The following is a 20,193-nucleotide window of genomic DNA, read 5'->3' as shown; positions in this document are numbered from 1 at the left end:
TTAAAGAGAGAAGCATGTACGAACAGATTTCCCATTCATTACTGAATGAAATTCTTAGTGAACTGGAGCCGAATATTCACGAGCGACGACAGGAACTGCAGCATTTTTATACGCGCCTGGGTGCCAATTTCTACGCCATCCATAATCTTTTCGAGCTTCTCTACGGCCAACGGGATGATTTTAAATACCAGATGACGCGCCTGGTTGAGACGTTGGTGAAGAAATACATGAATCGTTCAAGAAAGCTGAAGGAGCTTGACCTTGCCCGGGAAAAGGATCACAACTGGTTTTTAAGCCAGCAATGGGTCGGCATGGCGCTTTACAGCGCCGGCTTCGCCGGCAATTTACATAATCTGGCCGAGAAGACGGCTTATTTCCAGGAGCTGGGCGTCAATCTCGTGCATATCATGCCGATCCTGAAGTGTCCGGTCGGTAAAAGCGACGGCGGCTATGCGGTCAGCAATTTCCGTGAAATCGACGATCGGGTCGGCTCGCTGTCCGATCTGCAGCTGATCGCCGACGAATTCAGCAAGCGTGACATTCTGCTGGTGCTGGACGTGGTCCTTAACCACACTTCCGAAGAACACGAATGGGCGCAGAAGGCCATGGCCGGCGACAAAAAATATCAGGATTACTACTACATTTTTGACAACCGCGAAATTCCCGACATGTTCGAGCAGAGCATGCCGGAGGTTTTTCCGGAATCCAGTCCGGGCAATTTCACCTGGAACGAGGCCATGCAAAAATGGGTCATGACGGTCTTTCACGATTACCAATGGGATCTGAACTACAGCAATCCTGCCGTCTTTATCGAGATGCTTGATGTCATTTTATTCTGGATCAACCAGGGCGCCGATGTCATACGGCTTGATGCGGTGGCCTTTTTGTGGAAGAAAATGGGCACCACTTGCCAGAATGAACGCGAAGCCCATCTGCTGCTGCAATTGATGAAGGACTGCTGTCAGGTCGCGGCGCCGGGCACGCTGTTTATCGCAGAAGCCATCGTCGCGCCGGTGGAAATCATCAAGTATTTCGGCGAAGACGCCATCATCGCCAAGGAATGCGAGATCGCCTATAACGCCACATTGATGGCGCTGCTATGGGATGCGGTCGCCACCCAGAACGTCAAATTGCTGCATCAGGGCCTGAAAAGTCTGCCAGACAAGCTCGAGCGCGCAACCTGGTTGAACTATGTGCGCTGCCATGACGATATCGGCTTGGGATTTGATGATGCGGATATTGTCGCAGCCGGCTATGAGCCTTTCGCGCATCGGCGGTTTTTAATCGAATTTTATACCGGCAATTATCCAAGCTCTTTCGCCAGCGGCGCTCCGTTCATGCGCAATGGCAAAACCGGCGATGCGCGCATTTCAGGCTCACTGGCTTCGCTGGCCGGACTTGAAAAAGCAACCCGGACCGGCAATGAACAGGAAATCGCGGCCGCGATCGATAAAATCCTGCTGCTGCATAACCTGATCCTGTCCTTCGGCGGCATTCCGTTGCTGTATTATGGCGATGAGATCGCGACATTCAATGATTACAGTTATCTCAATGACCCCGAGAAATCAGGCGACAGCCGCTGGATACACCGGCCCAAAATCGACTGGGAGCGCGCGGAGCTGCGCAAGAAGCAGGGCACGATAGAATACACGCTGTTCACGGCGTTAAAGAAAATGATCTCGATACGCAAGGAAACCGCCGCCTTTGCCGATTTCAACAATCGCTATCTGGTCGATACGGACAACGAACACCTGTTCGGTTTCATTCGTTTCGACCACCACCGCCCGTCGGAACGCATTCTGGTGCTGAGCAATTTCAGCACCGAACCGCAGTTTCTTGATCTGCAAACCCTGGCTCACACGGGCTTCGGCTCGTCCGGCCAGTTGACCGATTTATACTCAGGCAAACGGCCGACCATAGAGGATGACAAGCTGATTCTGCAGCCGTTCCAGTTTTACTGGTTGAATGAATATTGAGGGATCGGCAATAAGATAAGGCGGAGGCGAATCGGTATCGGTTCCCATGGAGGGGCATGGGAGCCAGGGACTCGGTCTATGCAGGCAGGTGTTCCATATTAATATAGAGTTGTACCCAGCTCAGTCTCCGTATGGGTTCCCACGGAGGAGAGGCTGTGAAAGAATTAGTGAAAAACGTCATAAAAAGCCTTATTCACCACGAAGATCACGAAGGACACGAAGAAAAAATTAAGTTAATCAATAGCTTAAAACTTCGTGCTCTTCGTGTCCTTCGTGGTTAAATCCTTTAAATTGAATACTTTCACAGTCTCAGGACCGTGGGAACCAGGGCAAGCGCTACTCTCTCCTCGTTCCCATGCTCCTGCTAGTGATACATGCGTTCGAAATCCGCGACATTGAATCCGTCCATGCGCTTGTTGCCGACCAGAATAACCGGGACTCCGTGACCGCCAAGCCGGTCATACATCTGCTTGGCGCGTTGGTCTTTTTCAATATCGTATTCCGTAAAGGCGATGCCATTGTCTCGAAAATAATTACGCGCTTTTTTGCAGTAAGGGCACCAGCTCGTGGCATACATGATGACGTCCTCGGTTGTTTCATCGGCGGCGGGTTCATTAGCTGATGGAGTGATAGATCCGGCGCGTTTGACAGTGATCGACACTTCCTCAACATCGTGACTTCTGCTCGGGGCGTCACTGAAATGCGTTTTTCCCGAAGCATCCGTCCATTTATAAACTTGAGCGGAAGTGGTGTTTGCAAGAAAAATCAAAATCAATAACAGCGGTTGCTTAAAAAAAGGGCTCTTGCTTTGCATAAATTATTAGTCAAATGAATGGAAACGGGCTGACGGATAACCGCTCAGGTTAATCCTTGTTAAAAAAGCTGAGTATTTTTAGGATTAAATTACTTGGCTTGGTCGGCGTTTTTTCCCATTGAGCCAATGCAACGCTGATATTGTCGCAATGCCGCCCTCCATGCTGCAAAGCCATGTTCACGAGTTGCTCAGGGCCGTCCTGATCCACTGGATGCGCCTGAAGAATGGCCGGGATCTGATCTTTTGCAATGGCGGGCCAGAGGCCATCGCTGCAGAGCAGAAACATGTCGCCAGGTTCCAGGGTGTCGGCATGAATATCGGGGGCCTGTTTTTTAATGCCGCCCAGGCGTTTATAGAGCTGATTTTGTAAAGATCTGGCTTCCAGGCTATTTTCCTTTATGGCGTCCTGATCGATCATCAATTGCCGCACTGAATGATCCAGCGTCTGATGGATCAACCGGCCTTGCCGGTAATGATACAGGCGCGAGTCGCCGACATGGGACCAATAGGCCCGAAGCTTGTCGATATATAGCAGGACACAGGTGGTGCCGGGTGCTGAAGAAGCATCCGTCCCAAGCTGGTTAATCCGGTCATGGGAGTGACTGCAGATGTCCTCGAGAAACCGTTCGGGGTCGCGGATTTTGTTGTTTTTGAATGCCTGTTCAGCGGTGTCCACGACAATTTGCGCGGCCTGATCGCCATTGGCAATTCCGCCCATGCCGTCAGCGACAACCAGCAGATGCCTTTTGCCGTTTTTGGCATGGAATAGGCCTATGCGATCCTGTTGCTCGCTTCGCTTACCTATGTTGATTGCTTGTCCGAATTTCCAGGACATCAGTGACGTCTCCTTAATTGTAAAGTTGTCATCCGTTCTTTAATCAAAGATGGATTTGATTTTTCCGAACAGGCGCCCGGGGGCGTCCTTGAAGGCATTGGTTTTTTTTCTGAGCGCTAATAATCGGGATGACGTCGGATTAATAGCCAGACCTTTATTAATATTTGTTCTGGCCGAACTGTAATCAAAACGGTTCAGATTGGACTCAGCCAGATCCGCATAGGCATTCGCGACTTTAAAGCGGCCCTGCTGTGCTTCGGAATTGTTGGGGTCCAGAAGCAGGGCTTCATGAAAATAGAACATGGCGTTATGTCTTGAAGGTGAAGTCAGCCTGAAAGTGCGCAGCGCCTTTTGCGCTTCGGAGAGATAATTCTCTATTTTCCCTTGCATAGCCGCGAACAAGGAGGCGGTGCGTTGTTTTTCCTGGTTTGCGATAGTGTTATCAGGGTCCAGATCAACTACTTGATTGTATACGTCGTATGCCTGTTTCAGCGTTGGCAGGGATAAATCCGGCGTGCCCAGCAGCATTTCCGCTTGCGCCAGCAGCTGTTGAATCCTGCTTTCGTCCAACAAAACGGGAGCCGTCTCGGGTGTGGCGCTTTCATCCGGGGCGGTATCGGCTAAAGCGAGCTCTGGCGAGGCCGGCCTGGTATCAGGATAAGCATAAAAATAGAGCGCGGCCGATAACAGGACAACGCCTGTCAGGCCTGGCCATAGGGCCTTGTACAGGCGTTTGCTTGATAAGGTTGCGGACAGCGGGTTGTCAACCTGTGCCTTGGCTTTTTTCTCAGCAGCGGCAATGAGGTTGCCGAGCTTTCGGGTCAGCGCTTGAGGGGAGGCGGGGTTCCGGCGTTGTTCAAGAAAACTGACCAGCTCGGCGGCGGAGCCAAACCGGTCATTGGCATCCCGGGCAATCATCAAGTCCAATAACGGCTGGTATTTTGCCAGGTTTTTAGGCAGGGGCGGGGCCTCGGTCGTCAAATGCGCGATGATGATTTCAATGGGGGAGTCGCCCAGAAACGGTTTCTGGCCGGTCAGCATTTCGTAAAAAATAATGCCGAGGCTATAAATATCCGTTCTCGAATCGAGGGGCTTCTGCCCGGCATGTTCCGGACTCAGATAATAAGGGCTGCCGATAGCCGAGCCGTCCATCGTCAGTGAGGCATCGGCCTGTAGCTGTTTGGCCACGCCGAAATCCGTCAGGACCGGCGTGCCGTTTTTTCTGAACAGGATGTTTTCAGGCTTGATGTCCCGGTGGATGATGCCTTTCTGGTGTACAACATCGAGACAATGCGCAATCAGTTTGATCAGCCGTATCGCTTCATCCGGCGGCAAACCGGCAGCGATGCGCTGTTTGAGATCCCCGCCATCGATATATTCCATGGCCAGAAAGCATTGGCCATTGACCTCGCCCAGGTCATGAATGGTAATAATGTTGTGGTGATTCAATGAGGCGATGATCCGGCCTTCATTGAAAAACCGCTTGATCTGCGCGGCAGTATCGAATTTTTTCAGAATTTTTAACGCGACGGGACGGTCAAGGGATTTCTGCGTCGCTAAAAAAACAGAAGCCATGCCGCCTTCGCCTAACAGCGTCTGGATCGTGTAACCGGGAACCTGGATAGTCAATGTCGGGTTTTCACTGTTGCATAAAAGGAGTTAACGCCCTTGATTGGCGACTCATCATTTATTGGTGAAGTGAAGCTTTATGCCGCGGATTTCGATGGAGTCGCCGGGCTTGAGTTTTACCCTGCCTTTGATCGGGGTGCCGTTATGGCGGGTTTTTCCACGTTTTTTCGGAACCAGATAATAACCGTCGCTTTGACGAACGATTTTGGCGGCGATTTGAGGCGCAAACCAGCCGCCGGTCTGGAGGTCGCAATCCGGAGATTTGCCGACGCTGAAGCGGGGTTTTGATAATCTGAATGTCCGGCCGGCCATGGCGCCGCTTGAAACTTCAAGGCAAGCGTTATTAGCCTCCTTCTCCTTGAGCAGGGTTTCCAGTTTGGAAACATCGACTTCCACCGTAGCCGACTGATTGCTTTTTTCGATGCTGGCTGTCGAATCCGGCGTTACGACGGCGACCGGCAAATCCACCCCTATGAAGCGCAGCCTGTGCTTGAAAATAATGATTTCATCGCCGAACTTCAATTCTTTCTTCGAGATTCGCTCGCCGTTGACATAAACGCCATTTTTGCTGTCGAGGTCATGAATGGTGTATTGATCGCCGTTCTTGATGATCTCGGCATGATTGCCTGAAACGCCGGCGTTATCGATGACCACGTCATTGTCCTGATGACGGCCGATACGAGTGATGAGGGCGCTCACTTGATGTTTGGATTTGAGTTCGTCGTTAAAATAAATATTCAGGTAGCCCATGGCGGAGGAATTTGTCTTGCACAAAAATAGGAACTTAAAAGTATAGGATAAAAATGATGTTTTGACCTTTGTCCGCCTCCAGACCGGGAATAAAAACAGCCCGTTCAGGTAAAAAATGAAGCAGACGGGACTTGTCGGGCATTCGCAATTTCTGTGACAGGAGGTCGCGAATGTGAACAAACAGGCCAACATATTTACTGATGTTGCCCCGGATATTTCATGAAACCAAAGACGACCCCGCGAATGCGGTCGTTCGTGTCCTTTGTGGTGAAATAGTCAGGTTACTGAAGACGGCAAATTCGAGAAAAGAGCCGGTCAGCCGGTCCCGCGCGCATCGATCAACTCCGCATAGCCTTCTTTATAGCCGGGATAGCGGAACTGGTAGCCCAGCTCTTTCAGGCGCCGGTTACGGCACTGTTTGTTCATGACCGCATCGCCGCCTGTCGCCCCGGCGACAGGCGGCGCGCAATGCAGGCGTTCCGCCAGCCATGAGACGACTTCCCATAGCGGCGCGGGATCATCGTCGCTGGCCAGATAACAGGGTTCCAGTCTGCGGCCCGCCAGTCGTTGATTCAGAAGAAAAGCCAACACGTCCACGCAATCCTGCTGATGGATGCGGTTAGTGAAATAGGGCGGCTCTTTTTGAATGACGGGGGATTGCGCGGCTTTTCTCAGCAGCGATTCGCGGCCCGGACCGTAAATGCCGGAAAAGCGTACGATGACCGAATCGGGGCTTGATGCGATCAGCCGTTGTTCGGCCCCCCGGATCAGCCGGCTCGTGATCGCCCTCGGTTCGGCCGGCGAGTCTTCATCGACCCATTCGCCCCGGGTCTGCGCGTAGACGCCGGTGGACGAGACAAAAAACCAGGGGCACCGGGGCAGCCTCGTCAGCAGGCGGTTCAGGCCGGTCTCGTATACGGCGCGATAGTCCGACTCAGTGCGGCCATCCGGCGTGACGATGAAAAACGCCTGGTCGAAATCCGCATCCAGCGCATCGAGCCCGGCGCCGGTCGCGATGTCGGCAGCTGCAAAACGGATTCGGTGGTCATGGGATGGCGGGCGGCGTTTGAGGCCGGTCACCTGATGGCCTTGATCGGACAGCACATGAGCCAGGCGCATACCCAAATCGCCGCAGCCGACAATCAGTAACTTGGCCATGGCTATAGCTGATTGATCAGCCGCAATTCCTGAGGGTAGGGCGACAGGTAATAGGATTCATCGATATAGGGATCGGGCGTTTTACGGAAGTGGTGCTTCAGCAACGTCAACGGCACAATCAGCGGCAGTTCGCCCTGGCGGTATCGTTCGATGATTTCGCAAAGCTCGGCTTTGTCGTCGGCGCTCAGCTCTTTTTTCAGATAGCCCTGGATATGCTGGAGGACATTGACATGGTTGCTGCGGCTGGCGACTTTCCGGAGCGTCGTCATCAACAGCAGAATATACCGGTCGGCAACCTGTTCGATATTGTCCTGGGCGGCGCCGGCGAGCAACTGGCCCAGTTCGCGGTAATCGCCGTGGCTCATGATGATCAGCTTATGCCGGGCATGAAAACGGGTCAGGCTGCGTGCCGTCAACCCTTCCGCCAGCATCAGTTTCCAGCGGTACAGCACATAGATGCGCTGGATGAAATTCTCGCGCAGGCCGGCGTCGCCCAACCGGCCTTCTTCTTCCACCGGCAGCAGCGGATTATTGCGCATCATGGTTTCGGCATAAATGCCGACGCCGTCCCGTCTGGGGATATTGTCGGCATACACCTTGACCCGCTCCATGCCGCAGCTTGGCGAATCCTTTTTCAGAATATAGCCGCATAAATCGGCATGCTGCGCGGCCAATTGCCCGGCATGGTCGCGCAATCGCTCCGTCACGTCGATTTCGGGGTTTTTAATACCGATGCAGCGTATCTCGCCATTGACCCTGACCAGGTGAATCGTCGGGCGCGGCGTGCCGAGGCCGATCTCGACTTCCGGGCAGAACGGCCGGAAGTCGAAATATTCGCTGAGCGTGCCGGTGATATAGGCATCCCGTTTATGACTGCCGTCATAACGGACGTTGTGACCGAGTAAACAACTGCTGATACCGATGGGAATTTTTTTCATGACATTTATCATTCAAATAGCCTGGACGGGGGAGCGGTGTAAATCGGCAAGGGATTTCGGCAGGCCGGCCTAGCCAATCCGGCTTAGGTCTCCGATTGTCATTGACACCATTGATCTTCGCACGGGACGCCGTCATGGTCGCCGTCCGTTTCCTGATTTGGGCAATTTTGCAAAAAGAAAGTTGCTTCTTCGCAAGAAGTCATTTGCGGGCAACGGTTCCGGCCGTCGCAGGTGAATCCGGAGTTTTTCGATGATGCGCCGGTATCGGCATGACGGTCCGCAGCGGCTATTTGAGATGACGTTTCGCCAGCGGTTTCGTCAGGCAAAGGCAGGGATCTGATGGCATTAAGGCTCGCATCTTCCCGGGGCGCGGTTCTGGCCTTTAATTTCATGGTCCAGTCCGAGTCCTTGTCTATTGAAAACTGTTCTGCGTCCTGGGCGCATTTCGAGGTTGAATAGATCGTTTTGCCGTTGACGACGCATTTATAAGCGGCGTGAACGTTCAGAGTGAATATCGATAAGAGGAGTGTCAGTAATAATTTCATTTTTTTATTGTAATCAGTCGATGAGCAAGAGCCGCCCTCGGCATGGTTTTAAAATGATTAATGGCTGTGAATGCGCTGGATTCAAAAACGCTTTGCATGGGCAATACGGGGCCGGTTGGAACAGGCCGGCCGTATTTTGAGCCTCGCTGACCGGTCAATCCGCCTTGTGGTATTCCACAATCCGCTCAACCTCGCTTTTCGATCCTAAAACCACGGGCACGCGCTGATGCAGTCCCGTCGGTTTGAGGTCGAGTATGCGCTCGCGTCCGGTCGAGCAGGCGCCGCCGGCTTGTTCGATGATAAAACCGACCGGATTGGCCTCGTACATCAGGCGCAATTTGGCCGGTTTGGCGGGATCGCGTAAATCGAATGGATACAGGAATACGCCGCCGCGGGTCAGAATCCGGTAGACCTCGGCAACCAGGGATGCGACCCAACGCATGTTGAAATTTTTACCGCGCGGGCCTTCCTCGCCTTGCAGGCATTCATCGATATAACGCTGCACAGGCGCTTCCCAGTAACGCTGGTTCGACATGTTGATGGCAAATTCGCAGGTCTCGTTCGGAATGGTCATGTTCGGGTGGGTCAGGATGAATTCGCCGATGTCCTGGTCGAGGGTGAAGCCGTTGACGCCGTGCCCGGTGGTCAGCACCATCATCGTCGACGGACCGTAGAGCACGAAGCCGGCGCAAACCTGGTCGCTGCCTTTTTGCAGAAAATCCTCCAGGGTCGGATCGACGCCTTCCCGGCAGCGTAGTATCGAGAAAATGGTGCCGACGGTCAGGTTGACGTCAATGTTGGAAGAGCCGTCCAGCGGATCGAACAGGGCCAGGTATTTGCCTTTGGGATACTGGCCCGGGATTTTGATGATATCGTCGACCTCTTCCGATGCCATGCCGGACAGGTGCCCGGTCCAGTTCAGGGCGTTGATCATGATGTCGTTGGTGATGATGTCCAGTTTCTTCTGGACCTCGCCCTGCACATTCTCGGATTCGGCGCTGCCCAGCACGCCGATCAGGTCGCCCCGGTTGACCAGATGCGATATCTTCTTGCAGGCGGTTACGATATCGTTGAGCAATAAAGTGAAGGTGCCCGATACGCCCGGCAACTCGCGCTGCTGTTCGATGATGAACTGGGTCAGAGTGATACGATTAGCCATGGTTATATCTCCGTTTTAAGCGTTGTGTTTACAGCTTGGCCGGTAGCTCGGCACTGTAATATGATGTGTTCAGCCGGTTGACTAGCCGAAAGTCGAGCCATTCCAGCCCCAGTATTCGGCCGGACAATTGCTGAACTCGATGTAAACACGGTCGGCCGGGATCTGTAAGGCATCGTTCAATAACTGGCAGAGCGATGACGAGATGGCCTTGGCCTGCGCCGACGTCAGGCCGATGCTTTTACACTCGGCATACGCCAGTGTCTGATCGCTGCCCGCGAAAAGCATGGCCTTGCCGCCTTCTATTTGCACCATGACATAGCGCTCCGGTTTGCCGGTCTGTTGCGCCATCAGTTTTGATAATTGATCCAGCAATTGCGGCGCTTGTTGATCAGGGATGGTTTTGTTGGTGTTTAATTTCAGCAAGGGCATGGCTCTGGCTCCGAAAGTGTTTGCGTTATAAATTCTGGACTAAAGTTTATCTTAAAAAGCCGGTTAGTGAATATGATTCGCCAATCCGTCTGGTTTTTATGTCCAATAAATGCGATGCTCTGTTTCATACATACTTAGGTAAACCGATGACTATCAAATCACTTTTTCATGCGGGTTTTATCACGATGACTTTACTTACAGCCAGCCATGCCGGCGCCTCCGGGAAAAAATTGGCCCCTTGTCCGAACAGCCCAAACTGCGTGTCAAGCCAGGCCGCGGATGAGGCGCATTTTATCGAACCGTTTAAAATCGACGGTAAAGCGGACAATGCCTGGGCGGCATTGAAACAGGCGCTTACCAGCCAGAGCCGCACGGTTATTACCGATGAAACCGAGCATACCCTGCACGCGCAGGCGACCAGCCTGGTTTTCCGTTTTGTCGATGATATCGATGTCCTGCTCGATGCCGAGGCCGGGCTGATTCATGTCCGTTCCGCCTCGCGCATCGGCTACAGCGATCTGGGCGTCAACCGCAAGCGGGTAGAGAAGCTGCGGCATGCCTTGCGGGAAGTTGGCGTTATTGAGTGAGACGTCGAGCTGGTAATTTTATGTCCGGCCCAGTGCCTGACGTAATGCCGACGCCAGGTCAGGGTATTGAAACTCGAAACCTTGCGCCAGCAGGCGTTCCGGCATGACGCGCTGACTGCCCAGTACCAGTTCCGACATTTCTCCCAACAAGATTTTTAACAGCCCGGCCGGAACCGGCAGCAGGGCGGGGCGATTCAGGCAGCGCGCCAGGGTTTGCGTAAACTCGAGATTGCTGACCGGATGGGGGGCGGTTGCGTTATAGGCGCCTTGCATGGAGGTGTCGGTGATCATGGTCTGGGCTATCGCAATCCAGTCCTCGCGGTGTATCCAGGACATCCATTGCCGGCCGCTGCCCAGGCGGCCGCCCAATCCCAGGCGGAACGGCAGCAACAGGCGTTTCAGCAGGCCGCCGCCTGCCGCGATAACCAGGCCGGTCCTGATCAGGCAGACCCTGACGCCGAACTGTTCGGCTTTTTGCGCCGCCTGTTCCCAGTCGGCGCAAAGCCGGTGCGAGAAATCCGGGTTCGGCGCCGATTGTTCGGTCAGCACGGTATCGCCCTGATCGCCATAATAGCCGATAGCCGAACCGCTGATCAGCACATCCGGCTTGACCGCCATGCGTTCAATGCCGTCAATAAGCTGTCCGGTCAGATTGATGCGGCTGTCCCTGATCAGCTTCTTTCTGGCCTCGGTCCAGCGCGCGTCAAAGATGGGTTCGCCGGCCAGATTGATGATGACCTGATAGGCGTCTTCGGCTTTAAGCTGCTTCAGATCGCCCAGCGCCGCTACGCCGGGGCCGCAGATCGCGGCCACTTTGTCGGGATTGCGGCTTAAAACGGTGACGGCATGCCCCTGCCGGGTCAAATGTTGCGCCAATGCGCGGCCGATAAAGCCGGTTCCGCCTGTGATCAATACGTTCATGGTCCTGTCCTCATAGTCTTTTCTGTTTTAAACGGGTATGGCTTTTGTTAATAGAGTCAATAAAATCGGATAAATTGCTTGTTTAATCTCTTAAATACACTGCCTGCCGGTGTAATAATATTGTTCACCTATTGTTCATATATGGATTGACAAAAAGTTGGGCAGGTCGGTAATTTATTAAGTTTCGACTTTATGAGGCTCATTTTTTATTCAGGATTGGGGCCGAGTGAGGATTTTTTATTGTGAACAAGGGTCGAATTTTCAGGGCACGTCAAACGCCCGATTGATTGGTTCGTCTTGTTTATTATGTTCTTGGTTTTAAAGAACTTTAGGAACGGGAATGAAATAAGACCCGCAATTGAGGCAGGATTTCTGTTCATATTCAAGGCGCGCAAACAGGCGCATAGCAAGCTATGTAACTGTTTGCGCAACGCCGAAGAGGGACAGAAAGACAAGTCAGTTGCGGGAGTTATAAAATTCACGTTCCTTAAACAATCCTCCTCGATAAACCCTCCTTGGTTTCCTTTAAGGAGGGTATTTTTTTACTCTATGAATGGCGAAGCAGATGAGTAATGGTATTCCATCAAAAATATTTCAAGGCGTTAAATTTCTCCTGACGGCTAATTTTTATCTTTCCGTGATTGTGCTAATGATGGGGAGTATTTCATCACTATCGGGCAGCGATGTAATTTTCGATTTTAGTCCGGATTTTTATAATCCACTGCTTAATAATCTGCGCATCATGATGATTTATATGGCTATTTCCGAAATAGGAATTTGTGTCTACGGTATTTTAAGAAAAAAGTTTCAAGCGATTATTCTGACCGGCTTTTTCCTGGTTTTGATTACCGGATCATTGGAGTTTTATGGACAAATCAACAATATACCGATTGATCCGGATTTTCCGCTGTTTTTTTTATATATCGGTTTATCGCATATCTTGTTCGGCGTGCTGGCGAATATAGAAAAAGCCTTGGCAGCCGGACATGAAGACTAGGTATAACTTTTCAGTTAGGATTAGCGAATATCAGTGGCGGGTTTTAACCTCGCCATTATCCCGTCATCCCGATGCGAAACGTTCTGCCCGGGTTATCGTTTAACCAAAGGCTTGATCGTATTTCGGCAATGTGGATATCAATATGAACGATTCAGGGACAAGGTCGTGCATCGGCCGGACGGGTAAACGCATCGCCGGGATGGTTGCTCTGCTTTTATTGGCCGCATGTACCGAATCCGCTCTATTTGCAGTGAATTCACTGGCCAGAACCGATAACTTTGCCTTAGTCGAAGATATCGCCTATGGCCGGCACCCGATGAACCGGCTCGATATGTATTTGCCCGGTCAGGACCAGGCGCCACGTGCCACGGTGGTCTTTTTCTATGGCGGCTGCTGGGGCGGATGCGAGACCAAGAACAAAGAGCACTATGTCTTCGTCGCCCAGGCCCTGACCTCGCACGGCTATGCCGTGGTGATACCGGATTATCGGCGCTATCCGGAAGTCAAATTCGACCGGATTATTGACGATGCCAGGCGCGCTGTCGAATGGCTCAAGGCGAATGGTACTGAGTACGGCGCGGATTCCGACGCTATTTTTCTGATGGGGCATTCGTCCGGCGCGCATCTGGGCGCCATGTTGACGCTTAACGAGGACTATTTGTCGCCTGAAACCTATCAAAGCCTGAAAGGATTTATCGGCCTGGCGGGTCCTTACGATTTTTTACCCTTTACCGAAGCTTATCAAAAGGCAGTGTTTGGTCCGGAGGAAAAATATCCCGCTTCGCAACCGGTCAATTTTGTCCAGGGCACGGAACCGCCCTTGCTTTTACTGTATGGCAACAATGATGCCACGGTAAAACCGATCAATATCAAAAGCCTGAGCGATAAAGTCAGGGGCGCGGCAGGTTGCGTGGAGACACGCTTATATGATGATCTCGATCATATCGATCTGTTGGCGGCGCTGGCCTTGCCGTTACAGGGCATGGAGCCGGTTTTGCCGGATATTATCGAATTTATCGGTTATTATGCGCAGCCGTACGCATCCTGCAAAACCGTATTAACCCATGGATAGTAAATAGTCATGATTAATTAACTCAGGCTATCCATTTTAAATAGCAAAGTCAGTCGATACTTAAGCCCTATATTAATACCGGCACTATTAATTTTCTCTCGATATCGTATTTAATCAGGCTTGCCTTTATTCAAGCATACGCCTCGCTAAAACTAGGCTCAAATACTCCTGGCATGATAAAATCTGCCGTTTTTTTAATCAGGCCTGATGCCTGATTTTATTAATCCGGCTATTTTCGCTGTACGTTTATACGTTAAGCCTAAATTAAAAAAGCGATGTTAGATTTATTTTGTGCTTGAGAAAATTATCATAATGAAATTGCGTATATTATTTGCCTTATCGATTGCATTATCAGTCATCGGCGGCAAGGCCAATGCCACGACCTATAACTGGCCGGAAAATCCGAACGATACTGTCATTACCGAGTATCCCGATGGCGTGCCTTTAACCCGGGCGGAGCAAGACGAGACCTTGCTGGACGTGGCCAGGCGCTTTCATCTGGGACAAACCGAAATCGTACGCCTGAATCCGGACCTCGATCGCTGGCATGTCAAAAAAGGCGATATTATCCGTATTTCCAACAGGCGTATTCTGCCGGATTCACCACACAAGGGCATTACGCTGAATATCTCCGAATACCGCATGTATTATTATCCGCCGGCAGTAAAGGGCATGCCAAGACAGGTAATGTCTTATGCCCATGGCGTCGGCAGGCAGGACTGGAAAACGCCGTTGGGCGAAACCAAGGTTTCCCGCAAGGTTAAAGATCCCTCATGGTATCCGCCTGAATCGATCCGGCGCGAACACGCGGCCAACGGCGATCCTTTGCCGGCAGTCGTGCCGCCGGGGCCGCACAATCCACTCGGCCAGTTTGCGCTGTATCTGGCGTTGCCCGGCGAATACCGCATACACGGTACCGATATCGATAAAATTTTCGGCATCGGCATGCAGATCACGCACGGTTGTGTACGCACCTATCCCGAGGATATAGAGGAACTGTACAATCAGGTGCCGGTAGGTACGCCGGTTTACATTGTTAAACAGCCGATTAAAGTGGGATGGCTGGAGAACAAACTCTATATTGAGGCGCATCCTGATTTGGAGGGCGAGGAAATGACGCGTGATCAGCGTTTTGATATGGCGCTGGACCTTATCCGGAAAGCCAATGACGGCGAGTTGCCCGAGTTTGATCAGCAAATCCTGAACGACGCGCTTACCCGACTGGTCGGCGACCCGGTAGCCATTTATGAAAGATTGCCGTTCCTGCCGGGAGAGGAGGGTGTAACCGTGCAGCAAGACCTCGGTAATCACCCGGTTATGACCAAGTATTATCGCGGCCCGCAAAATCCGCCTTCCTTTTAACGGTTATCAGTTTGATTATTCGGTGCGTCTTGCCGGCGCACCGAATAGGCCATTTCGAAGGCTGTCGTTCAACACCGATACAAGCCAGTGGTCCATTCCCGAGGACTGCTTTGCGGCATGCCGATATGTAAGCCCTGGTCGTAATTAATCATTTGGTAAACCCTCGACTATGCCGGGGAGACTTTCATAGGTTTTACTCGTTCCCGCGCTCCTGCTTAATGGGCATTACTCCCACGGAAACGGCCTTAACCTGAAGGGATATAGGGTGTTATTTTTAGCCGAATCCGCCTCTATCAGGTGTCTGAATCAGTTGTTCGCGTAACATCAGTTTATAAACAGAATGAAGCATTCCGCTCATCTAAAAATTAACAAAAATAAAATTCACAACATTTATATAGAAATCGCTATCATATCGTTCACTGGTGAGAAGTGAGCGCAAGCCTACCAATCGATATTATTTGATTTTAAGAGGATTTCATGAAGCAGTTGCTGTTATGGATTTGGTTTTCCGTGTTGTTAATGAGTGGTCAGGCAATGGCCGCGGATCAGCCGAAAGTCGTGGATAGACCGGCAACTGCGGATCAGCCGAAAACCGTGGATAAACCGGCAACTGCGGATCAGCCGAAAGCCGTGGATAAACCGGTAAAAACAGATCAGCTGAAAGCTGCGGATAAACCGGCACAAACAGATCAGCCGGGGGTTTCGGATCAGCCGGAAACCGAAGATCAGCCAGCAGCCGAGGACCAGGCGGAAAACACGGATAAGCCGATAGCAGAGCTTCAGCATAAGGAGAATGCGCCCGTTATCCCGTTTAATGAAAGATTGCAATGCGCGGCTTTCAGTCCCTATGTAGGAGAGCTCAGCCCCGATTACGGCGCTCATCCATCCCGGGAATTAATCAATGAGTTGCTCGACAAACTGGTCGAGGAAACGCCCTTCCGATGCATCATGACATACGGCGTGATGAATGGATTGGAGTATGTCTTTGCCGCGGCCGAGGCGCGAAATATCAAAGTCATTGCCATCATCTGGCTGGATGATGATGTGGATGTCAATACGCAATCCATTCACAGCGGTATAGAAGTCGCCCGGGCTTTTCCGCAAACGATCGTAAAACTGAGCTGCGGTTCCGAAGTCAGAACGCGGCACGGCAATGCCTTTGACGGTGAGATCACACGCTGTATCGACAGCCTGCGCCAGGCCGGCGTGACTCAGCCTATCACGACGATAGATACCTGGTGGGAATGGTGCAACCGGTCACGGCCTTGTCGACCCAGCAGTTTCGGCAAAACCGTGGACTGGATAGGCACTAATATTTTTCCCTGGTGGGAAAATAAACATTCAGCCATCTTCCCTTGTACGACAGCGAAAAAAGCGCCCGATTTTCATATTGCGCGGCTTAAGGAACTGCGGAAAACCTATCCCAAAAAAGACGTGATTTTGACCGAATTTGGCTGGCCTAATGGACCGGCAGGCGGCACGGAATACAATATTCATACCCGGCAGCATTGCGGTGTGGCCGGTAAGAAAAATCAGCTGAGCGTCGTCGAGCAGACCTTTAAAAAGCTGGCTAAAAACAACTGGTCGGGCGTGGTTTTTGAAGCATTTTCGGAAAACTGGAAGCCCAGCAATGAAGGCAGTTTCGGCAGCTACTGGGGCATTTGTGAAGGAACGCCGCCTTATGCTTGCGCCAAGGAATTAAAGATCAGTCCTTCAAACGCCAGCCCTTCGAAAAAATAGCGTGGCATCGCCGTGAAGCGCAATATAGCGCCGCACGGCGATGCACTTCTGAATATTACACCATGAAGAGCGCGAAGGTTTTGAAATTCAAATGCCTGCCAATGTTTCCGTAGGAATTCATGACGTGACGGGAGAAAATGGCAACATCTTGATTTACTTCGTGTTTTCTGTGTCCTCTGTGATTAGTTATTAATTGAGGTTAAATTACCGGTCTGAGAGGTCCGATACCCGTTATCGGGAATAATGTCTTTTTTGAGCTTAAAGCGCGGAGTAATTTCAAAAAAATAAAGTCCAATTCGGTATTTAACACAAACGTGTTACAGACACGTTTTTTTATTGTTTCATATCAAGCAACCAACGGGACTTTATCATGCCATCCAACGCCGAACTACAAGCCAGACTAGCCGCCGCCCTGGAAGCTAAAGGCCCGAATTACCAACCTCGCACGCATCATCTGGAAAACGGCAAGCCGGTTTATATCAACCGGCTGATTTTCGAAGACTCTCCCTATCTGTTGCAACATGCCCATAATCCGGTGGACTGGTTTCCCTGGGGCGATGAGGCCTTTGCCAAGGCCCGGCTGGAAAACAGGCCGGTTTTTCTTTCGATCGGCTACGCCACCTGTCACTGGTGCCATGTCATGGAAGAGGAAAGCTTTGAAAGCCTTTATGTTGCCAAAATCCTGAATGACAATTTCATTTCCATTAAGGTGGACAGGGAGCAGTACCCCGATATCGATCAGATCTACATGACGGCCGTCACCTTGATGACAGGTCACGGCGGCTGGCCGATGTCGACCTTCTTAACCCAGCAAGGCAAACCTTTTTTCGGCGGCACTTATTATCCGGCGGAAACGTTTGCCGACCTGTTGCTGCAAATCATGAAAGTCTGGAACAGCCAGCAACAGACGCTGATTGACCAGGCCGAACAATTAGCCGAGGCGGTGGACCGTGTCACGGCCGCGGAGCACCAGCTCAGCACATTGGAATCCTCGGCCATGCAGGCGGCGGTCGATCAGTTGATGGAACGTTACGATGCACAGGATGGCGGCTTTGGCCCGGCGCCGAAATTTCCGAATGAGCCGGTCCTGTTGCTGTTGCTGCATGCCTATGAACGCAGGCCGGAACCGGCGCTGATTGCCGCCTTGAATCACACGCTGTCGGCGATGGCGCAGGGCGGGATTTATGACCAGGTCGGCGGCGGCTTTCACCGGTATGCCACCGACAGTCATTGGCTGGTGCCGCATTTTGAAAAAATGCTCTACAACCAGGCTTATCTCGCCAGGGTCTATGTCAGAGCCCATGATTTAACCGGCCACCCGCTGCATGTCCGCATAGTCAAACAGACGCTCGATTATGTATTGCGCGAAATGACAACCGCCGAAGGCGTGTTTTATTCCGCGACCGATGCCGACAGCGAGGGCCATGAAGGCGCGTTTTTTATCTGGACGCCGGATGAAATCAAGGCTCTGCTGCCGCCTGACGATGCCTGGTTCGTCATTCACACCTTCGGCCTGACGCCGCAGGGCAATTTTGAAGGCAAGAACATTCCGCATTTACAGTGTCCGTGGGAGGAAGTCGCCAGGGAAGAGGGCGTCAGTCTAGAACACTTGTTCCGCCGGCTCGATCCGCTGCTGGAAAAACTCAGGCAACACCGCGCGCAACGCATACCGCCGCTGACCGACAATAAAATCATCGTCGCCTGGAACGCCATGCTGATTACCGCGCTGGCCGAGGCCGGAGACAGACTGTCCGAGCCGCGCTATATCGATGCCGCCAGGCATGCGGCCGGCACGCTCTGGAAGAAACAACGGCCCAGGGACGGCGTGCTATGGCGGGTCAGTCTCGATAACAAAGCATCGATTCCCGCCCGCCAGGACGACTATGTGCATTTTAGCGAAGCGTTACTGGCGCTTTATGACGTGACCGGCGAGCCGATGTTTCTGTTGCAGGCCCAGGCGCTGGCCGACGAAATGCTGGACAAGTTTTTGGACAGTGCTTCCGGGGCCTTGGTCATGGGACGCGAGCGGCTGTTATTCAGGCATCCCAAGGACAGTTACGATGGGGCGCTGCCTTCCGGCAATGCGGTTGCCGTGCGTGTGCTGTCGAGACTGGCCAGACGTACGGGAGAGACGGCCTATGCCGACGATGCGGCAAAAATTGTGCAGGCGTTTGCCGACAATATCAATCGACAGCCTTCGGCGTATGCTTATCTGTTGGCGCAACTCGATGAGATGCGGAATGGCGAGATCGGGCCGCGCCAATACGCCGCGCGCGGGGCTGTTAAAATTGAAGCGAGGCCGGTCGAACAACAGGGCAAAAGCACGGTGGCAATCGATCTGAATATCAGGGACGGCTGGCATATCAATGCCCATCAACCCGCGCGGCAAGCGCTGATCGCTACGGAAGTCAAGCTGTTAAACGATTCGGCATGGACTGTCGATACCGTGACTTATCCCGATCCGGTCCTAAAGACGCTGGCATTCGACAAAGATACCCTGGCGCTTTATCAGGGACAGGTACGGATACGAGCCGAACTGTCGCGTCATGACAGCGAAACCCGCGAGCCGCTTAAGTTGAGCCTGCAGCTTCAGGCCTGCAGCCAGGAAGCCTGCCTGCCGCCGGAAACGGTGGACCTAACGGTCTATTAGCAGTTGTTCAATGTCGTCAATCATGGTTCTGTAGTCGAGATAATCGACGGCGACAGGCGAAATCCTGCCGTTTCTCACCAGGACCAGCGACGGATAAGAGCAAACGCCAAGGCTTCTTGCCGTTTTCATCTCCTGTTGCAACTGTATGTCAATTTCACGGCTACGGTAGTCGCGCTCAAATTGTGTCCGATCCAGGCCCGCCTGAGCCGCGCATGCCAGTAATGTGGTATCGAGCGCCGGATTTTGAGCATATTGATAATAGGCATCCTGAATACAGGCCAGCAGTTTATCCTCAAATTCCACGCCTTGTTTTCTCGCCGCCAATAATGACCGGCAGGCCGGATAGGTCGAGCGGATTGGCGTGTTGTCGCGCCAGAAGTCGAAATTGAATTTGACGCCCGGCACCGTTTGTTCGATGCGCTGCCAGGTTTGTTGTATGCTTTGTTGCAAGGCAGGCGGCATGGGCGTTGTCGAGTCGGCGGCCAGTCCGCCCAGCAGTGTTTGCAAATCTGTTTCCGGCGGCAAGGCCCGCTTCAGGCCGGCCAGGCTGGTTCTGAAAGCGTAACACCAGCTGCACAAAGGATCGTGTATATAATATAAAATTGCGTTCATTTTCATTCCTCTGACAGTT

19 protein-coding genes are annotated in these 20,193 nt (G+C 52.2%); 8 read left to right on the top strand and 11 right to left on the bottom strand.

Annotated features, from left to right (window positions below; translation table 11 throughout):
- Window positions 1-14 precede the first annotated feature (14 nt).
- Window positions 15-1,976 (top strand): alpha-amylase family glycosyl hydrolase, encoded by a 1,962-nt coding sequence (locus EK22_RS10720; protein WP_036250784.1) that lies wholly within the window; start codon window positions 15-17, stop codon window positions 1,974-1,976.
- A 155-nt stretch (window positions 1,977-2,131) separates the two neighbouring features.
- Complete coding sequence (locus EK22_RS25450) at window positions 2,132-2,257, top strand: hypothetical protein (protein ID WP_255360584.1); 126 nt, start codon at window positions 2,132-2,134, stop codon at window positions 2,255-2,257.
- 83 nt (window positions 2,258-2,340) lie between these two features.
- On the opposite strand, the gene EK22_RS23175 is transcribed toward EK22_RS25450, so the two are convergent.
- The 9 genes from EK22_RS23175 to EK22_RS10675 form a co-directional block, all read right to left on the bottom strand.
- Window positions 2,341-2,751, bottom strand: a complete 411-nt coding sequence (locus EK22_RS23175; RefSeq protein ID WP_235209290.1) for a glutaredoxin family protein — start codon at window positions 2,749-2,751, stop codon at window positions 2,341-2,343.
- 88 nt (window positions 2,752-2,839) lie between these two features.
- Window positions 2,840-3,625, bottom strand: coding sequence for a PP2C family protein-serine/threonine phosphatase (locus tag EK22_RS10710; protein ID WP_020161572.1), 786 nt, complete (start codon window positions 3,623-3,625; stop codon window positions 2,840-2,842).
- A 39-nt stretch (window positions 3,626-3,664) separates the two neighbouring features.
- On the bottom strand, window positions 3,665-5,254 hold the full coding sequence (locus EK22_RS23170; RefSeq protein ID WP_051961853.1) for a serine/threonine-protein kinase: 1,590 nt from the start codon (window positions 5,252-5,254) through the stop codon (window positions 3,665-3,667).
- A 54-nt stretch (window positions 5,255-5,308) separates the two neighbouring features.
- On the bottom strand, window positions 5,309-6,028 hold the full coding sequence (locus tag EK22_RS10700; protein ID WP_161786425.1) for an FHA domain-containing protein: 720 nt from the start codon (window positions 6,026-6,028) through the stop codon (window positions 5,309-5,311).
- 291 nt (window positions 6,029-6,319) lie between these two features.
- Window positions 6,320-7,162, bottom strand: a complete 843-nt coding sequence (locus EK22_RS10695; RefSeq protein WP_036250780.1) for an NAD-dependent epimerase/dehydratase family protein — start codon at window positions 7,160-7,162, stop codon at window positions 6,320-6,322.
- A gap of 2 nt (window positions 7,163-7,164) precedes the next feature.
- Window positions 7,165-8,100, bottom strand: coding sequence for a YbgA family protein (locus tag EK22_RS10690; protein WP_027147568.1), 936 nt, complete (start codon window positions 8,098-8,100; stop codon window positions 7,165-7,167).
- Between the two features lie 98 nt (window positions 8,101-8,198).
- Window positions 8,199-8,645 (bottom strand): excalibur calcium-binding domain-containing protein, encoded by a 447-nt coding sequence (locus tag EK22_RS10685; RefSeq protein WP_020161567.1) that lies wholly within the window; start codon window positions 8,643-8,645, stop codon window positions 8,199-8,201.
- A 154-nt stretch (window positions 8,646-8,799) separates the two neighbouring features.
- Window positions 8,800-9,804 (bottom strand): class 1 fructose-bisphosphatase, encoded by a 1,005-nt coding sequence (locus EK22_RS10680; protein WP_020161566.1) that lies wholly within the window; start codon window positions 9,802-9,804, stop codon window positions 8,800-8,802.
- 81 nt (window positions 9,805-9,885) lie between these two features.
- Window positions 9,886-10,233 carry a phenylpyruvate tautomerase MIF-related protein gene (locus tag EK22_RS10675; protein WP_020161565.1) on the bottom strand — a complete coding sequence of 116 codons (348 nt, stop codon included), beginning with the start codon at window positions 10,231-10,233 and terminating at the stop codon, window positions 9,886-9,888.
- Window positions 10,234-10,379: 146 nt separating this feature from the next.
- Here EK22_RS10675 and EK22_RS10670 point away from each other — a divergent pair, with 146 nt between their 5' ends.
- Entirely contained in the window at window positions 10,380-10,820 is a 441-nt protein-coding gene (locus tag EK22_RS10670) for a DUF1499 domain-containing protein (RefSeq protein ID WP_156830612.1), read from the top strand.
- An 18-nt stretch (window positions 10,821-10,838) separates the two neighbouring features.
- Here EK22_RS10670 and EK22_RS10665 read toward each other — a convergent pair whose 3' ends face one another.
- On the bottom strand, window positions 10,839-11,741 hold the full coding sequence (locus EK22_RS10665) for a TIGR01777 family oxidoreductase (protein WP_036250777.1): 903 nt from the start codon (window positions 11,739-11,741) through the stop codon (window positions 10,839-10,841).
- A gap of 553 nt (window positions 11,742-12,294) precedes the next feature.
- Here EK22_RS10665 and EK22_RS10655 point away from each other — a divergent pair.
- The 5 genes from EK22_RS10655 (at window position 12,295) to EK22_RS10635 (ending at window position 19,562) form a co-directional block, all read left to right on the top strand.
- A complete protein-coding gene (locus EK22_RS10655; RefSeq protein WP_152565078.1) occupies window positions 12,295-12,738 on the top strand; it encodes a hypothetical protein in 444 nt (147 codons plus the stop codon).
- A 142-nt stretch (window positions 12,739-12,880) separates the two neighbouring features.
- Window positions 12,881-13,810: an alpha/beta hydrolase gene (locus tag EK22_RS10650; protein WP_152565077.1), complete on the top strand. Its 930-nt coding sequence runs from the start codon at window positions 12,881-12,883 to the stop codon at window positions 13,808-13,810.
- Between the two features lie 312 nt (window positions 13,811-14,122).
- On the top strand, window positions 14,123-15,172 hold the full coding sequence (locus EK22_RS10645) for a L,D-transpeptidase family protein (RefSeq protein WP_036250769.1): 1,050 nt from the start codon (window positions 14,123-14,125) through the stop codon (window positions 15,170-15,172).
- Between the two features lie 477 nt (window positions 15,173-15,649).
- Window positions 15,650-16,912, top strand: coding sequence for an exo-beta-1,3-glucanase (locus EK22_RS10640; protein ID WP_036250766.1), 1,263 nt, complete (start codon window positions 15,650-15,652; stop codon window positions 16,910-16,912).
- Between the two features lie 370 nt (window positions 16,913-17,282).
- On the top strand, window positions 17,283-19,562 hold the full coding sequence (locus EK22_RS10635; protein WP_051961852.1) for a thioredoxin domain-containing protein: 2,280 nt from the start codon (window positions 17,283-17,285) through the stop codon (window positions 19,560-19,562).
- On the opposite strand, the gene EK22_RS10630 is transcribed toward EK22_RS10635, so the two are convergent.
- Entirely contained in the window at window positions 19,548-20,174 is a 627-nt protein-coding gene (locus EK22_RS10630) for a DsbA family protein (protein WP_200882594.1), read from the bottom strand. The two genes, EK22_RS10635 and EK22_RS10630, sit on opposite strands and share 15 nt — an antisense overlap.
- Between the last annotated feature and the right edge of the window lie 19 nt (window positions 20,175-20,193).

Source organism: Methylobacter sp. BBA5.1 (assembly GCF_000746145.1).
Taxonomy (GTDB): domain Bacteria; phylum Pseudomonadota; class Gammaproteobacteria; order Methylococcales; family Methylomonadaceae; genus Methylobacter; species Methylobacter marinus.
Note: the sequence above shows the minus strand (reverse complement) of the source record. Positions and strands in the feature narration are given on the sequence as shown.

What these genes read in the sequence shown, in the direction of transcription:
- EK22_RS10720 (WP_036250784.1), top strand. Translation starts at nt 15, where the DNA reads ATGTACGAACAGATTTCCCATTCATTACTGAATGAAATTCTTAGTGAA.
- EK22_RS10710 (WP_020161572.1), bottom strand. Translation starts at nt 3,625, where the DNA reads ATGTCCTGGAAATTCGGACAAGCAATCAACATAGGTAAGCGAAGCGAG.
- EK22_RS10695 (WP_036250780.1), bottom strand. Translation starts at nt 7,162, where the DNA reads ATGGCCAAGTTACTGATTGTCGGCTGCGGCGATTTGGGTATGCGCCTG.
- EK22_RS10690 (WP_027147568.1), bottom strand. Translation starts at nt 8,100, where the DNA reads ATGAAAAAAATTCCCATCGGTATCAGCAGTTGTTTACTCGGTCACAAC.
- EK22_RS10685 (WP_020161567.1), bottom strand. Translation starts at nt 8,645, where the DNA reads ATGAAATTATTACTGACACTCCTCTTATCGATATTCACTCTGAACGTT.
- EK22_RS10680 (WP_020161566.1), bottom strand. Translation starts at nt 9,804, where the DNA reads ATGGCTAATCGTATCACTCTGACCCAGTTCATCATCGAACAGCAGCGC.
- EK22_RS10675 (WP_020161565.1), bottom strand. Translation starts at nt 10,233, where the DNA reads ATGCCCTTGCTGAAATTAAACACCAACAAAACCATCCCTGATCAACAA.
- EK22_RS10670 (WP_156830612.1), top strand. Translation starts at nt 10,380, where the DNA reads ATGACTATCAAATCACTTTTTCATGCGGGTTTTATCACGATGACTTTA.
- EK22_RS10665 (WP_036250777.1), bottom strand. Translation starts at nt 11,741, where the DNA reads ATGAACGTATTGATCACAGGCGGAACCGGCTTTATCGGCCGCGCATTG.
- EK22_RS10655 (WP_152565078.1), top strand. Translation starts at nt 12,295, where the DNA reads ATGGCGAAGCAGATGAGTAATGGTATTCCATCAAAAATATTTCAAGGC.
- EK22_RS10650 (WP_152565077.1), top strand. Translation starts at nt 12,881, where the DNA reads ATGAACGATTCAGGGACAAGGTCGTGCATCGGCCGGACGGGTAAACGC.
- EK22_RS10645 (WP_036250769.1), top strand. Translation starts at nt 14,123, where the DNA reads ATGAAATTGCGTATATTATTTGCCTTATCGATTGCATTATCAGTCATC.
- EK22_RS10640 (WP_036250766.1), top strand. Translation starts at nt 15,650, where the DNA reads ATGAAGCAGTTGCTGTTATGGATTTGGTTTTCCGTGTTGTTAATGAGT.
- EK22_RS10635 (WP_051961852.1), top strand. Translation starts at nt 17,283, where the DNA reads ATGCCATCCAACGCCGAACTACAAGCCAGACTAGCCGCCGCCCTGGAA.
- EK22_RS10630 (WP_200882594.1), bottom strand. Translation starts at nt 20,174, where the DNA reads ATGAACGCAATTTTATATTATATACACGATCCTTTGTGCAGCTGGTGT.